General features: G+C 58.4%; 8 protein-coding genes and 1 tRNA gene. 6 read left to right on the top strand and 3 right to left on the bottom strand.

From position 1 onward, the window contains the following. Entirely contained in the window at positions 1–1,044 is a 1,044-nt protein-coding gene (locus tag BLW03_RS07905; protein ID WP_074653205.1) for a Gfo/Idh/MocA family protein, read from the bottom strand. A 426-nt stretch (positions 1,045–1,470) separates the two neighbouring features. Between BLW03_RS07905 and BLW03_RS07900 the strand changes: the two genes are divergently transcribed. From BLW03_RS07900 to BLW03_RS07875, 6 genes are all read left to right on the top strand, one after another. Beyond that, a complete protein-coding gene (locus BLW03_RS07900; RefSeq protein WP_244502008.1) occupies positions 1,471–2,019 on the top strand; it encodes a peptidoglycan L,D-endopeptidase MepK in 549 nt (182 codons plus the stop codon). A gap of 236 nt (positions 2,020–2,255) precedes the next feature. Further along, a tRNA-Ser gene (locus tag BLW03_RS07895) sits at positions 2,256–2,345 on the top strand. A gap of 1,002 nt (positions 2,346–3,347) precedes the next feature. Next, positions 3,348–4,883 carry an FAD-binding oxidoreductase gene (locus BLW03_RS07890; RefSeq protein ID WP_074653202.1) on the top strand — a complete coding sequence of 512 codons (1,536 nt, stop codon included), beginning with the start codon at positions 3,348–3,350 and terminating at the stop codon, positions 4,881–4,883. Between the two features lie 2 nt (positions 4,884–4,885). Further along, positions 4,886–6,535 carry an alpha-L-fucosidase gene (locus BLW03_RS07885; RefSeq protein WP_244502007.1) on the top strand — a complete coding sequence of 550 codons (1,650 nt, stop codon included), beginning with the start codon at positions 4,886–4,888 and terminating at the stop codon, positions 6,533–6,535. A gap of 97 nt (positions 6,536–6,632) precedes the next feature. After that, the gene (locus BLW03_RS07880) at positions 6,633–8,039 is read left to right on the top strand and encodes an L-seryl-tRNA selenium transferase (RefSeq protein WP_074653200.1); all 1,407 of its coding nucleotides are present in this window, start codon (positions 6,633–6,635) and stop codon (positions 8,037–8,039) included. Positions 8,040–9,237: 1,198 nt separating this feature from the next. Next, a complete protein-coding gene (locus BLW03_RS07875; protein WP_244502006.1) occupies positions 9,238–12,594 on the top strand; it encodes a TonB-dependent receptor in 3,357 nt (1,118 codons plus the stop codon). 278 nt (positions 12,595–12,872) lie between these two features. Here BLW03_RS07875 and BLW03_RS07870 read toward each other — a convergent pair whose 3' ends face one another. Further along, positions 12,873–14,294, bottom strand: coding sequence for an ATP-binding protein (locus tag BLW03_RS07870; RefSeq protein WP_074653197.1), 1,422 nt, complete (start codon positions 14,292–14,294; stop codon positions 12,873–12,875). Further along, complete coding sequence (locus BLW03_RS07865; RefSeq protein ID WP_074653195.1) at positions 14,295–14,990, bottom strand: response regulator transcription factor; 696 nt, start codon at positions 14,988–14,990, stop codon at positions 14,295–14,297. It abuts the gene before it with no gap. Between the last annotated feature and the right edge of the window lie 91 nt (positions 14,991–15,081).

The following is a 15,081-nucleotide window of genomic DNA, read 5'->3' as shown; positions in this document are numbered from 1 at the left end:
TTATGGTAGCCGGACGCCCGCAGCAGCGTAGATCGCCTCCATGGCAACCATGTCGGCAAGGCCGTCCTCGCCGGGTGTGATCAGTTCCACTCCCTCACGGACCACTGCACCCAGATGCTCCGCCTCAAGACGGAAGTGCGATGGCAGGCTCCTCGGTGAGGGGGCGTCAAGGGCGACTTTGCGTCCGTCGGCGCCGGTATAGCTGCCGCGCAGATGCAATCGACCGCGATGGGTGAACGCTGGATTCAGCTCAAGCCAGCCATGCTCGCCCTCAATGCGGAGCGTGTCGGCAATTTCCTGCACGTAGGACGATCGGCAGTCTGCACGGGCGCCGGAAGGGAAGCTGCTCGTCCAGGCGACAGAGCGTTCCAGCCCCTGCGCGTCGGTCATTGCCTTGGCGTACGGCACAGCGTTCGGATCTTCGCCCAGCAGGTAGCGCGAGGCGTTGAGCGGATAGATGCCGACGTCGTAGAGGGATCCTCCCCCGGCAAGTCCCGGCTCCGTGCGCCAGCCCGGCTTCAGCTCGAAGCCGAAGCCGGAGGCGATGTGGAGGCTGGCCGTCTCTCCAAGTGCTCCATCCTGCACGAGCCTGCGGGCCTGTTGATGGGCCGGGTCGAAGGGACAGCGATAGGCGATGCTAAGGCGCACGTTCGCTGCGGCGCAGGCAGCAATCATGGCTCGGGCATCAGCCGCGGTCGGGGCCATGGGCTTTTCGCACAGTACGTGCTTGCCCGCGGCGGCGGCTCGCTCCGTGAACTCGCGATGCTGGCTGACCGGTAGCGCCAGGTAGACGGCGTGGATAGCGGGGTCGTCGGCGATGCGGTCGAAGTCCGCATAAGTATAGGTGCGGGTCGCTCCATACTTTTTAGCCATCGAAGTCGCTTTTGATGCGTCTCCGCTGACAAGCGCCGGGACGGCGACGGTTGGCGAATCGCGCAGGGCGTCCAGGAAATAGCCCGCAATGTGGCCAAGGCCGACCACGGCAAAGCCGAATCTGTCAGGGGTGGAAGCAGCCGGGCGTTTGAGCCATGAAAGGAGTGACATGCGGTCCCAGCGTAACGCAGGTGTGGTGGAGAACAACCCAGTTCACGACACTGGAGATGTCATAATAGGCATCCGCCCGGGGATGGCGGTTCCAACTTTTGGCTTGACGTGTCCTGTCGTGGCGCATAAGTTGCAATTCGAAACGGCGAGGTTGCCCTGATTCGCGGTAAAATTGACTCATCGATCTGCGAGCGGGGATCGCATGGCGGCTGACGAAAGACAGGGCCCGGCGATTCGCAGATAGAGACCCATCCTCACCGCTCAGCAAGAGAAGTGGCACCACCCATTTTGCTTTGGAGCAGCCCAACATTGATCTCATCTCGCCTTCGACACATCGCTTTTTCTTCGACGCTCGCCTTCGCGCTTCTCAGCCTCTCCGGCGCATCACGCGCTGAGGAATCGGTCCCTACGGCACCATCCGCCTCGATGACTGCACCGAAGACGGGCATCATCGCGGGTCTGCGTTTGAAGCTGCATCATCTGCACACGGGCGAGTCGATCGATGTGGCTTACAAAGAAGGCGGTCAGTACTCCGATCAGGGCGTCGGCATGCTCAATCACTTCCTGCGCGACCACCGCACGCAGGACACGGCCGACTACGATCCGCGCGAGTTTGACTTGTTGCACGCGTTGCTGGTGAAGCTGGGTAAGCCAAATGCGACGATCGACATCGTCTGCGGCTACCGCACCCCGTTCTCCAACAATTTCCTGCGCACCCGCAGCGCCGATACCGGTGTGGCCGAGCACTCGCAGCACATGCTGTCGAAGGCAATCGACATCCGTATCCCCGGTGTCAGCACGCTCAAGCTCCGCAACGCGGCACTTGCACTGGGCATGGGCGGCGTGGGCTACTACCCCACCAGCCAGTTTGTCCACGTGGACGTTGGCCCAGTCCGCCAGTGGCAGTTCGGCGGCGGTCGCGGCACGCAGATGGCGTCCACCCACACCCGGAAGCACGGTCGTCGCCGCGCTTAGATTCAATCCAGGCCAGAAGCCAAAGCGCTCCCAACCGCGGGGGCGCTTTTCGTTGCCCGCTGCAGCGCCAAACTGAGTAGCGCCGCACATCGATAGGCCAGTCCCTGAAACGCACTCGACAATCTCCGCTCCACACGGGCCAGCCGGCTGCTGAATAAAGCTAACGAGGCCAGCCGCACACACTCTGTAACGGAAACCCCGAAACTGCTAACCTAGCGGAAGCCGCGGTACCGAGCGGAGGGATGGGCGAGTGGTTTATGCCTACTGTCTTGAAAACAGTCGACCCGTAAAAGGGTCCGGGGGTTCGAATCCCTCTCCCTCCGCCACATTCCTGTCTAAGCCGTCCCATAAAACCCAAGAGCATGAAGAAAGCCCCGCAGAATATGGGTTTTCCGTCTATCGTCGTCCAGCGCGTGCCCATAGCATCCGGCTGCTTTGGCGGTACGCGTGGCGCTATACGCCTCGAAGAGGTGGCGGTATTCGGATTTGGGGATCGATGAAGCTGAAAGATGGTGACCTTCCGCGATGCCAAGGCGAAGGAGGATCCCGACAAGCTCACCGACGGTCGTGGGCCCTATCTTCAGGTGACTCCGTCGGGAGGAAAGCTCTGGGGATGGAAGTAGCGCCACGATGGAAGGCGCAAGACTATGGCGCTGGGGAGCTACCCGGACGTTTCCTTGCTCCTAGCCCGGGACGCGTGACGTATGACGGAACAACGCTGACGTTACTGCTAAGTGAACCCAATACCGGAAAGACATTTATCTGGTCCAAGGTGGTGGACTGCCGGCACTGCTTGGCGGTAACACGGCCTTCGTGGGCTTCACAGTCGGCGCGGGTGAACTAACGACAGCGCTGTCTATCGATAGCTGGAGACACGTGACAGGCAGCATCCAGTAGACCGTCAGTGCTCTAGCCGAGACACACATTCCTGGGCGGCCGCATCGCCAGATTCGGATATGCGGCCACCCCGTCGTTGCACTCGCTTCCAGTTGATGAGCACTCAGCGATTTGGCAATCTTCGCGATCACGGCCGACGATGGCTGCGTTTGAGATAGCTAGCGGCGAACGGGTTGATCGGTTCATCTTCGTGCTTTAGAAGTTCGGCCCTAGAAAGCAGGAAGTCAGTGACGGTGCGAACGCTTCGCTTCTGGCTGGCATGCCTGACAAGTGACGCCTTCCATCGGAATAGGACTTTTGTCCGAATGACTTCCGGCCATCAGACCGGGATAATGCTCCTAAGCGCAAGTTGCTAACTTTCACCGAGCGACATGCCGCACTGTGGCTTACCGCAGTGCAGTGACGGCGTGTTCTCGTCTGCAGGGCAGAATTTGATTGAGACCGTTACCCGAAACGATTCCCTCTACCCGGCGCTTTCTCGGGGCAGGAATGCGCGCTTTCCTTACACGGACGCCGAAGCCGTTGCGCGTGTCGAGCTGTGCGAAACCGCGGAGGACGTTGCCGACGCGCTGCGACGAGCCGTTGCTGCGGGGCTGCGCCCCACGGTGCGTGCCGGAGCCCACTGCTACGAGGACTTTGTCGTTAACAATCCAAACGGCGTTCTGATTGACGTTCGCAAGCTCAGTCAGATATCGGCGGCTCCGGGCGGCGGCTACCAGGTCGGTCCGGGAGCTGTTCTCGGAGAGATTTACAGTGCACTGTTCGAGCAGGCCGGCCTGAATTTGCCCCTGGGGAGCTGCTATACCGTCGGCGCAGGTGGACATATCAGCGGAGGCGGCTACGGGCTGCTCACACGGCAGCAGGGACTCACCGTGGACTTTCTGACGGCGGCAGATGTTCTCACCGTCGATGCGAGTGGCAAGGTCGTTGCGCAGCGGGTGGACCGGCACCACCATCCCGATCTCTTCCGTGCGATTCGTGGCGCGGGTGGCGCAAACTTCGGCATCATTACGAACTTCTACTTCGACAAACTGCCGGCCGCTCCAAAGCAGCTGACCAGCGGAGGCGTGTCCTTTCCGTGGGACACCATGACAGAGGAGCAGTTCATCCACATCGCGCAAACCTATGGCAACTACATGGCGACACGTGGACAAGAAAAGGACACATGGCCCATGTTCGCCATGATGGGCCTCTCGCACAAGGGACCGAACGGCCGTATCGGCATCGGCATGAACTGGCACGACATGGATGGGAAAAACGATCTTAGCGTTCCAACGGAGTTCCTCGATCTGTTTCTTAAGTGCGGCGACGCGTCCTCGGACAGCGATCCGCAGACAAGCGCGCACGCACCGGTCAGCCGCTTCCAGGTGTCGCCGTGTGTCGAAGGCAAGCATCGCTTCAGCACGACGCCCTGGATCGAAGCGACCGTGGGGCGTGGGAGTGGTGGCAGTGGGGGGTATGGCACCACGCGCGGCAAGTACAAATCCTGCTACATGAAGCAGAACTTCACCACGGCCGAGCTAAAGCGCATGTACGCCTGGCTGACGCGGGACATCCCCGACGTCAACACGGGGTGCGTCATAGCCGTGGATTCTTACGGTGGTGCGGCTAATCAGCGGCACCTGGCCCATGAGACTTCCGTTCCGCAGCGTAGTTCCGTCATGAAGCTACAGTTCCAGATGTACTGGCAGAAGCCGGAGGAAGATGCAGCTCGGTTGAAGTACTTCGACGAGATGTACACCGATATTTATTCGGCCAATGTACAGGGGAAGCATGCCGGCACACCTTTCGAGGGCGCGAATTACGAGGGCTGCTATATCAACTATCCGGATGTCGATATGGCCCGGTACGACTTCTGGCCGCAACTCTATTACGGAACGGGTGACCTGTATCCTTTTCTGAAGAAGGTGAAGCACAGGTACGACCCGCATAATGTCTTTCATAACAGCATGAGCATCGGCGCTTGACCATGGCAAAGATTCTAGGAGCAGGTTTGTTCGGCCGTGCCTGGTGTTCTTCTCTCCTGCTGTGCGCTCTCGCGCTCCCCGGGTGCGCGAGAGCCCAGAGCGCCACGCAGCCTGGTAACAAGCCCGACCGGTTGGAGTGGTTTCGCGATCAGGGCTTAGGTCTGTTCCTCCACTGGAGTGCGGACTCACAACTCGGCACCATCATCAGTCATTCGCTTGCGGGTGCCAGCGACGAATATGTGGATCGTTACTATCGCGATCTGCCGAAGACCTTCGATCCGACGCACCTGGAACCGGACGCACTTGCCCGTCTTGCCTCTCTCGCAGGCTTTCGCTACATGGTCTTCACCACGAAGCATCACAGCGGCTTCGCCATGTGGAACACGAAGACGGAGCCATTCAGCGTTGCGCACACGCCCTACGGCAAGGACATCACACAGCAACTGTTTACGGCGTTCCGTGAGCAGGGGCTGGCGACCGGCGTCTACTTCTCGCCGGACGACTTTCGCTGGCTGCATGAGAACGGCAAGCAGATCCAGCGACTGGTGCCGGAGGTGCAGCCAAGCGCGAATCCCGGTTTGCTCGCCCTGGATCAGGCGCAGATGACGGAGTTGATGAAGGGCTACGGCCCGGTCTCGGTCGTCTTCTTCGACGGAGAAGCCAAGGGTCTGCGGGAGATCGCATGGAAACTGCAGCCCGATACGGTCGTGACCCGCGGCGCCATCGAAACACCGGAGCAGAACGTTCCGGGTGCCCCACTCCCGGGCGCCTGGGAAGCCAACATGACCATCGGCAGTTCGTGGGGCTTTCAGCCCTCCGATGAGAAGTTCAAATCCGTGCAGGATCTCCTGAACATCCTGATCCAGACGCGCGCACGCGGTGGCAACCTGCTGCTGAACATCGGCCTTGAAGCAGACGGTTCGTTGCCGAAGGAACAGGAAGATCGCATCCGTACACTCGGTTCCTGGATGTTCATCAACTCGGACGCGATCTATGCAACGCGTCCCTGGGTCGTGACGAACGAAGGCGATCTCTGGTTTACGCAGTCCAAGGATCACCATGCGCTCTACGTGATCGCGCAGGGCGAAGCGAACACCGCGCAATGGAAGCGCGGGACAGTCCGCGAGTTCCTTCTGAAGACAGTCCGCGCGACCCCCAAGACTACGGTCAACCTTCTAGGGCAGAACGACAAACTGGTGGAGTATCGGCCGGGACTCGATCCAAAGAGCAGCTTCCACCAGGAGGCCGACGGTCTGCACATCCGCGTGATGCGTGCCCAGCGCCTGCGGGATAGCGACGAATGGCCCTATCCTTCGGTGATCCGTCTTACCGATGTCGCGGAAGCGTTTACCCCGCCAACGGTCCGGACCCTGGCACCGACGCGTTCCGGCAACACGGTCACGCTTCGCGGAGAATGGAAGGATGCCGCAGATGCGCCCGGCGCCCAGTTTGGCTTCGACTATCGAATCATCACGGGTGAGGACACGCAATCGCGTTTGCACGGATGGCAGCACCTGGCCATGCAGCCAACGTCGAAGCCGGGCTCTTACACCGCTCAGTTTCAGCCCACCGCGGGCGAACAGTATGAGGTGCGCGCCGTGCTCGCGCATCCGTTGCTGACCATCTACGGAGAGCCTGTCGCCCTTCCATAGCGCGACGGAAAGTTCTGTACGCAACTAGGTCTCTGGTCTTAGAACATCTTGACCACCAGCGGTGACACTGGTGGCTACCTCGAAAGGAAACCTTCTTATGAGCTGGAACACTGGCTGGAGCCGTCGCACGTTTCTTTCTGCGCTTGCCGCACTGAGTGGCAACGCAATCGTACCGAGTGCTGAGGCGAGCATGGCCGGTGCCAAGGGGCCCAAGGCCTCTGGCGTTGACGGAAGTCCAATCGTTCCCATCACTTCGGGCCTGGGGTCAACGGGTGATATTTACGCCGAACTCGGCGTGACGCCGCTTGTAAACATCAACGGCACCGTCACGGTGATTGGTGGCTCGGTGATGAAGCCTGAGGTGATGGAACTCATCCGCCGCGGTAACGAGCATTTCATCCTGATCGATGAGCTGGAGAAGGCTGCGGGCAAGTTCATCGCAAAGCTCTGCAAATCGCCTGAAGGCTGCACGGGTCTGGTGACAGGCGGCGCCGCAGCGGCGCTGGTCGTGGGCTACTCCGCATTCATGACGGAAGATCTGGAAGACCGCCTGGTCTCTGTGCCCGACACCTCAAACTTCCCGCGTAATGAAGTCATTATTCAAAAGTCCCATCGCTACGCCTTCGATCACCAGATTCGACAGACCGGTGCAAAGCTGGTCGAGGTAGTCACGCGCGAAGAGATGATCGCGGCCATCAATCCGAAGACCGTCGCCATCCACTTCACTAACATCTTGTCCGATCACGGTAAGGTAAGCGGCCCGGAGACGGTAGAGATCGCCCGCGCGCATGGTCTGTATACCTTCAACGATGCAAGTGCCGACGTCCCGCCGGTACGCCGCCTTTGGGAGTACCCGGCAGTGGGTTTCGATCTCACGACATTCTCCGGTGGTAAAGACATCTGCGGACCGCAGGCCAGCGGCATGCTCATCGGCAAGGAAGAACTCATCCGTTGGTGCCTGTTGAACATGAGCCCGCAGGAAGATCGCATTGGCCGTTGCTGCAAGGTGGGTAAGGAGACGATCTTTGGTTTCCTTAAGGCGCTGGAACTCTTTGTGAATCAGGATGAGAACGCGACGCTTCGCATGTACGACGAGCGCGCCGAGACCATCTCCCGCGCGGTCGCTCCCTTTGGCGTAACTGCCCTGCCGCGCCAATACAATCCGGATGCCCTTGGAAACGTGACGCCGACTTACTCGTGGCATGTGGATCCAAAGAAGCTCAACATGACCGGACACGACGTGCTGCAGGCTCTGGCGGACACACGCCCGGTTGGCATCGGCACCTTTGGCGCAGATGCAAGCGGCATGCGCGGCCGCAAAGCTGGTGAGCCAAGGCCGGGATCGGCCGTTCAGAAGGCGAAATCCGACGTGCCCACTCACCCCCGCCACGACGAAGGCGATCCGCAGGTGTTCGGATTTGCCCTGTGGCAGTTGAAGCAAGGGGAAGATAAGCTCATCGCCGATCGTCTGACGGAAGTCTTCAGCAAGGCACGAAAGGTCTAACTCTTCCGCGCCCTATCCGGGATTGCGTTGGCAGCAAGCTGATCCCGACACCCTTCGTGTAGAGCGCGAAGGGGTTGGGATCAGCAAATTTTTCTACCAAACAGCTGAAGAGATGCCTAAGTCGCTGGTCAGCCGACGGAGCTTTCCGGAGCTAATGGGGACGGCTGTCGCTTAAGTGGAATAGCCGGTTTCGCCAGCTTCGCCCAAGCAGCAGACAAGCGAATCGCGTTCGTGACCGTTGACGATAGTATCCGTACCTACGGGACGCCTCGGCAGTGGGGTGGCACTCGCGTGCTTCCTTCATGCAGATGCCGCCCAGGGCCATGGCTCTGTCAACAAACAAGAAAACGTTTTACGTTGCCAAATGCGACGGGCTGTCGACGGGACCTGTCAACACTTATCACGTGGCAACAGATGTCTCCGACCATTCGTCTGCTTGCCGTTGCTAGCAACGGGCGGACGTTTGTCCTTCCTCAGGTTCCAAAGGAATGGTCACCCTAAAATGGTAGCTGCGCACAAGACACTTACCTCAGAGCAACTGACGATGACGTTCTATACGGACGAGCTCTTACGTCTCGACGACGGAACCGTGAAGCCCGCCTTCTCCGTGTATCTCCGCACTAGGGCTTCGCACTTGCTCCGACAAGACCATCCGAAGCCGTAAAACTAGCACGCTGGAACCCCTACGCCTAGCGGTGGTAGTCTTGCGGTTCCGTTTTCGCGCTGTGTCCGGCTTCGATTTCGGCTGCTTCAGCCCCCGAACCCGGCACTCTTCGGTCGCAATGCCTTCCTGGCGGGATAGGTGCGTGCTCGATTGGCCCACTGGAGTTTCGAGAATGACGATCCATCAACCACGGAAAGGCTGAGACAAACACTCACCCGCCGATAAGTTACATAGCTTAGCCCAACCTGCTTCAGTCAGGATGTGCGTAGCGAGATCGATCCTTTGATGAAAGTTGTATTTCTCCTGTGGAACGAACTCACGAAAGAAATGTCGCCTTTGCGTTAAATCTGCGCTATGCTCACAAAAACATTTACAACCTAACGACCCCGAGGGCGCGACCTGAAGGGCGTATACGAATGCGTCTCTGGAGGATCCGTGCGTAAAAAACATATCTTGGCGTCAACCTTGGCGTTAGCTGCGGTGTATAGCTGTAATGCCGGAGCTCAAACAATCACTGCTGGCGTAAATGGCACTGTGACCGACGCATCAGGCGCAGTGATCCCCAACGCAAAGGTCACTGCGACGAACGTTGGCACAAATGTGTCCATTACGCAGACAACCACCAAAGATGGTGTGTACGTCATCCGTAACCTGCAGGTCGGCGACTACAAGCTCACAGTGGAATCCGCCGGGTTTGCAACGCAGACGCTTGGACCCTTCACACTTGAGACCGGTCAGGAAGCCAAGCTCGACTCCAAGCTTGGAGTCGAAGGCAGCAACACCAACATTCAGGTAAGCAGCGATGTGGCTCCTCTCCTGAACACGGAGAATGCCACCCTGGGATCGACGCTCGATACAAATGCAATCCAGAACATGCCCCTTGTGGGCCGCAATTTTACAGAGTTGACACTCTACGTGCCCGGTGCGGTAACAGGCTCGCCGGCTTCGTTTACCGGCAGCGCCGCGGCTATTGAGCGTAATGGTAATGGCACACTTGCCTCGCAGAACGGCAACCGCCAGGAAGCGAATAACTTCCTGCTGGAAGGCATCGACATCAACGAGACGATCAACAACCAGCTCGGCTACAACCCGAGTGCGGATGCGATTGGGCAGGTTCGCGTAATCTCTGCGAACGCAAATGCAGAGTTCGGAAACGTTGGCGGTGGTGACATCATCACGCTGCTGAAGAGCGGTACAAACGCATTTCACGGCAGCGCTTTCATGAACCTGTCGAACTACAACATGGACGCAAATACCTACGCGAACAAGCACCAGGCTTCCGCGGCATCGTTTGTGCCGATCACGCCCTACACTCAGACGATCTTCGGTGGCACGTTCGGCGGACGCATCATCAAGGACAAGCTGTTCTTTTTCGTCGACTATGAAGGACGGCGTTACCATTCGGCGGGCGTCGGCTTGGGTTCCGTAGCGACGCAAAAGATGCGTGCTGGCGATTTCAGCGAATTGCTTGCCCCTTCTCTCAACGGCGGCAAGACGATCCAGCTGTACAACACGCAGGTGGCGGGACAGCCCGCCTACGTTAACAACCAGCTTGGCGCGGCGACCAATCCGGTAGCGCAATATCTCTATGCGCATCCTGAGTACTACCCTCTGCCGAATCATGCACCCACTCCGGGCGGCCTGATCACGCAGAACAACTACCAGGCACCCACGAAGACAAACCGTTATGACGATCAGTTCGACATCAAGGTGAACTACACACTGTCTCAACGGGATAACTTTTCTGGCAGCTATTCGCATGCGCTGGCTGGCGATTACACCACGCCGGTTTTGGGCATTACATTTCCTGGCTCTACCGTTTTGCCCTTCCAGAGCTTCTCGTTTGATGAAGTGCATCAGTTCTCGCCGCGCCTGATCAATGACTACAACATGGGATTTTCGCGAGTTGTGGTACTTGGCGCGAATACCAGTGACCCGACCGGTCACTTCGGCATGAATGGCAATTCCATCGTCGGCCTCGGCAGCATCCCGCAGCCCCAGAACGGCTTTACGCAGCAATCCTTTACCGGCAACAACACGGGCGGACTCACCAACCTGGGTAACCTGTCGACCGGTACGACTTACATCGATAACACCTTCAGCTACACCGACACGCTTACCTACCAGCTTGCCCGGCATACTATCAAGGGTGGCGTACAGATTCTGCGCTATCAGCAGAACACCTTCTATCCCGGCAACGACGGTGCCCTGGGCCACTTTGACTACAGCGGTCAGTTCACAGCGCAGGCCGGTACGTCAGGTGGCTTCTCACTTGCTGACTTCAACCTGAACCGCATCTATCAGCGTGCCATCGGTGGTGTTACTGGTCTCGCTGGCCAGCGTCAGTTCCGCAATTCGGCCTTCATCCAAGATGACTGGAAAGCATCTCCTAATTTGACACTCAACCTGGGACTGCGTTGGGAGTACGACCAGCCAATTCTGGAGGTCAACAACAAGCAAGCCAATATCAATGTTGCGACCAAGAAAGTCTTACTGGCCGGCGTGAACGGGAACAGTCGCGCACTTTACGACGGTGTGTGGACTAACTTCATGCCGCGTTTAGGATTCGCCTGGAACGTCACTCCGAAAACCGTGCTGCGCGGCGGCTACGGAATCACAACCTTCTTCGAAGGCACCGGCGCGAATCTCCGTCTGAACTTCAACTACCCGTTCCAGAACGGCTTCACAGCAGCCGCAGCTGTGCCTACGGCGACAAGCGCCGGAACACCGTACACCACGTCCCAAGGCTTCGGAACAAGCAACACGTCCTGCGACATCACAACGAGCACCACGCCCTGCACCACGACCATTCGCGCCTGGGACCAGAAGATCAAGCCCATGTTCCTTCAGGAGTTTAGTCTGACGGCCGAGTATCAGGTCAGCAAAACGGCGTCTTTGACCGTCGGTTACCTCGGTGAGACGGGTCAGCATCTCGTAACGGCCGGCGCAGGCAATGCACTCGCGGCACCCTGCTACATCAATGGCGTGGCAACCGATCCAAACAACGCCGCGCTTGCTACTGCCTGTCCGGCGCCGTATGTGAACCTGGTGGGCCAGACAGGTTCCGTTGTGTTCACCAACTCGAATGCGATGGAGAACTACAACAGCCTGCAGGCGACTTACCGCCAGCGTCTAAGCAAAGGACTAGAGCTGACGGCGAACTACACCTGGGCGAAGGCCCTGACCAATAGCACTGGCTTCTTCGGTGCGCAGGGCATTAACGGTCAGTCGGCTTATGCTCAGAATTATTACGACAATCATGCAGAGTACGGCCCGACTGCCCAGGACGTGCGGCACAATATCAACGGACACATGAACTACGCTTTGCCATTTGGTCGTGGTCGGATGCTCGGCGCAAACATGAATCGCGCCTTCGACGAGGTTGTAGGCGGGTGGCACGTCGCGATGTCAGCAATCGTTTATACGGGCTTCCCGGTGAACATGGGCGCCAGTCTTGTCAGCTTCACGAAAAACAACTCGGAACGGGCGAACTACTACCGTGCCATTACGCACACGAACCGTACCGCAAATAACTGGTTTGGTACAGACGCGTCCGCGGTTCCTTGCACCCCATCGAACTCTCCCGCAACATCGCATGGCTATGACAACGGCGTTTGCGCTTATGGTCAGCCGCTCAACGGAACCTTTGGCACGGCTCGGGTGGACTCGGAGCGCGCTCCGGGCTACCAGTCCGCGGATGCTTCGGTCTACAAAGACTTCAGCATCACCGAAAGCCAGCATGTTAGCTTCCGTGCCGACGCGGCGAACGTCTTCAACATCACCTCACTTGGTAATCCGACAAACAACACCCAGTCTGCGGCCTTCGGACAGATTACGTCTGCTCGGTCACAAGCCCGTCAAATGCAGCTATCAGCGAAGTACGTTTTCTAGTCAGTAGCTTTGGCAAAAGACAACCCCACCACAGGTGGGGTTGTCTTTTGCTGATCAAAGCACCGCCGCCTACAAAGTGCTTCCTGTTGTTTGTAGCGAGAGGGTTTTAAGATCTTCGTGTCGCGGATCGGTGCCGATAACGCCGTATCGAGCGTGAGGATCTATTCGCCGTAGCTTTGTTGCGATTTATGTCGTAGGAAGAAGTCAGGCCTGCCCGATTCCAAGACTGTCCCAAGCTGCTTCGACGATCTTGACCGAGATAGCCTCTTGAGACTGCGTCAATCGATGTAAGTGGGCAGTTCGATGATGCAGCGTGCGCCGTCTTTTGCCGTTTCATCGAAGTGGATGGTGCCACCACTGCGTTCGATGATGAGCCGTGCGATGGCGAGACCCAGACCGGTGCCCCCGGTGCCTTCTTGAGGCTGCTGGTGCCCACGGAAAAAGCGCTCGAAGATCTGTTCGTGTTCACCTGGTGCTATGCCGGGGCCTTGGTCTTCCACGGTGAGCCGCATTCTGGCCTCCGGAGCTGCGAGTGGCTGGTAGGAGATCGTCAGAGTCGAAGCATCGGGTGAGAATTTGAGCGCGTTGTGAATGACATTCATCAGCGCCACGCGAAGCAGCCCTCGCTTCGCTCGTATTCTTATCCGGCTTTCATCTTCTCCATCGGTCCGCACAGAGATTTGCCGGTCTTCCAGTAGTACGCCCAGCAGGTTGAGGATCTCGTAGACTGGCTCGCCAATGGCGAAGACCTCTGCATCCTCCGTACCAAGATTGGCTTCGGTACGAGCGAGCAGGAGCAGACTGTCCACGGTTTCGTTCAGCCGATTGGTTTCTTCCAGGATGCTGCTTAGCGCTTCGCGATAGCTCTCGATGTCCTCTTCTTTTTGGAGCGCGACCTCACCAACCGCGCGCAAGGACGCGAGGGGTGTTCGCAACTCGTGCGCTGCATCTGCAGTGAACCGCTGAAGCTGCTGGAACGACTGTTCCAACCGCTCGAGCAGGTGATTGAAGACCAGGCCCATGTGGCCCAGTTCATCGTTCGCATTCTGAATCACCAGGCGGTCACTCAGGTTAAGTGCCGTGATGCTTGCAGCTCTTGTGCTCATCTGCTCCAGCGGTAGGAGCGCCCGTTTTGCGATGAATTGGCCGGCCATTGCGGCGACTGCAAGCACCAGCGAAAACGCGATCAGCAGCAGGAGGAGAAACTGTTCCATGCGATCACGAAGCGGCGCCAGGCTATAGCCCAGACGGATAAGCACCACACGTCCATTCATACCGTGCACGTGGCTGATGACAAAAACGTAATTGCCATCGGCAAGGTGGGTGATGTGTTCGTTGAAGCCGGCATCGCCTTCGTTCGGTTGATTCGGTCCGCCCAGTGATTGCCCGCGCAGCGTTGGGCTGCGATACAGCGTGTTCCCTGAAAGATCACGCACTTCCATCATGCGATCGATCAGAAGGTGGGACTGCGGTCGCGAGTAGTAGTCCTGCCGTAGTTCCAGCGTGCCGTGCGCGTCAAAGTAGAGAAGACCTTCGACCGTCACAATGTCCTGCACTTCATCATGAAAGATCTGGTTGGTAAGCGTGGCGTACTGAAAGACGAAGACGATGACCGCATAGACCAGCAGCATTGCCGCCAGCACGCCGACATACCAGGCGGTGAGGCGCGCACGGATGCTTGCGGGGCGGGCGACGCGCACTTAGGGCTCCCTCAGGCTGAACCCGATACCGCGCACTGTCTGCAGCAATTTGACGGGAAAGGGATCGTCTATCTTGCGGCGAAGGCGGGCCATCTGGACGTCAATCACGTTGTCGAGTGGCGTGTATCGCGAAGTCTCCTGCCAGACATCGCGTGCCAGCATCTCGCGCGAAACGGTCCTGCCGTTGCTCTCTGCCAGATAAAGCAATAGGTCAAATTCACGCGCAGTAAGTTCCAGTCTTGTGTCGCTGCGTGTGGCGGTTCTAGTGCGGACATCCAGCGCAAGATCTCCAATGACTAACTTCTGCGGAGGAGGCGGCGGCAGCACGCGGCGTAACAGTGCTTCGATGCGAGCGATTAACTCCGGGAAGGAAAACGGCTTGCCCATATAGTCATCGGCACCCGTCTTCAGGCCCGCAACACGGTCATCAATGGTGTTGTGCGAGGTAAGGATTAGCACCCGAACATCGAGGCCTTCCTGTCGAATCTGTTGCAGTACTTCCAAGCCATTGCGATTGGGAAGGGTCAGGTCCAGCAGCAGCAGGTCCGGTTGCAGCCGGTGCAGAAGGAAGAAACCCTCTTCGGCAGAGGCGGCAGCGCTTACCTCATAACCGGCGGCCTCAATGCCCGACACCAGTGCGGAGGAGAGTTTTCGATCGTCCTCAACCACCAGAATTTTCGAGCGAGCCTGCACCATGCGTGTTTCCCCTATCCCTACCTATGATTCCGTACAGCACCGCAGGGTACAAGCGGCCTTCTTCTCTTGTCAGATTCTTGTAAGGGAGTGT

The organism is Terriglobus roseus (genome assembly GCF_900105625.1).
Taxonomy (GTDB): domain Bacteria; phylum Acidobacteriota; class Terriglobia; order Terriglobales; family Acidobacteriaceae; genus Terriglobus; species Terriglobus roseus_B.
The sequence above is the reverse complement of the archived record's forward strand: the minus strand, read 5'-3'. Positions and strand labels throughout refer to the sequence as shown.

Excerpts from the sequence above, each read along its gene's own strand:
- BLW03_RS07905 (WP_074653205.1), bottom strand. The coding sequence starts at position 1,044 with ATGTCACTCCTTTCATGGCTCAAACGCCCGGCTGCTTCCACCCCTGAC.
- BLW03_RS07900 (WP_244502008.1), top strand. The coding sequence starts at position 1,471 with ATGACTGCACCGAAGACGGGCATCATCGCGGGTCTGCGTTTGAAGCTG.
- BLW03_RS07885 (WP_244502007.1), top strand. The coding sequence starts at position 4,886 with ATGGCAAAGATTCTAGGAGCAGGTTTGTTCGGCCGTGCCTGGTGTTCT.
- BLW03_RS07880 (WP_074653200.1), top strand. The coding sequence starts at position 6,633 with ATGAGCTGGAACACTGGCTGGAGCCGTCGCACGTTTCTTTCTGCGCTT.
- BLW03_RS07865 (WP_074653195.1), bottom strand. The coding sequence starts at position 14,990 with ATGGTGCAGGCTCGCTCGAAAATTCTGGTGGTTGAGGACGATCGAAAA.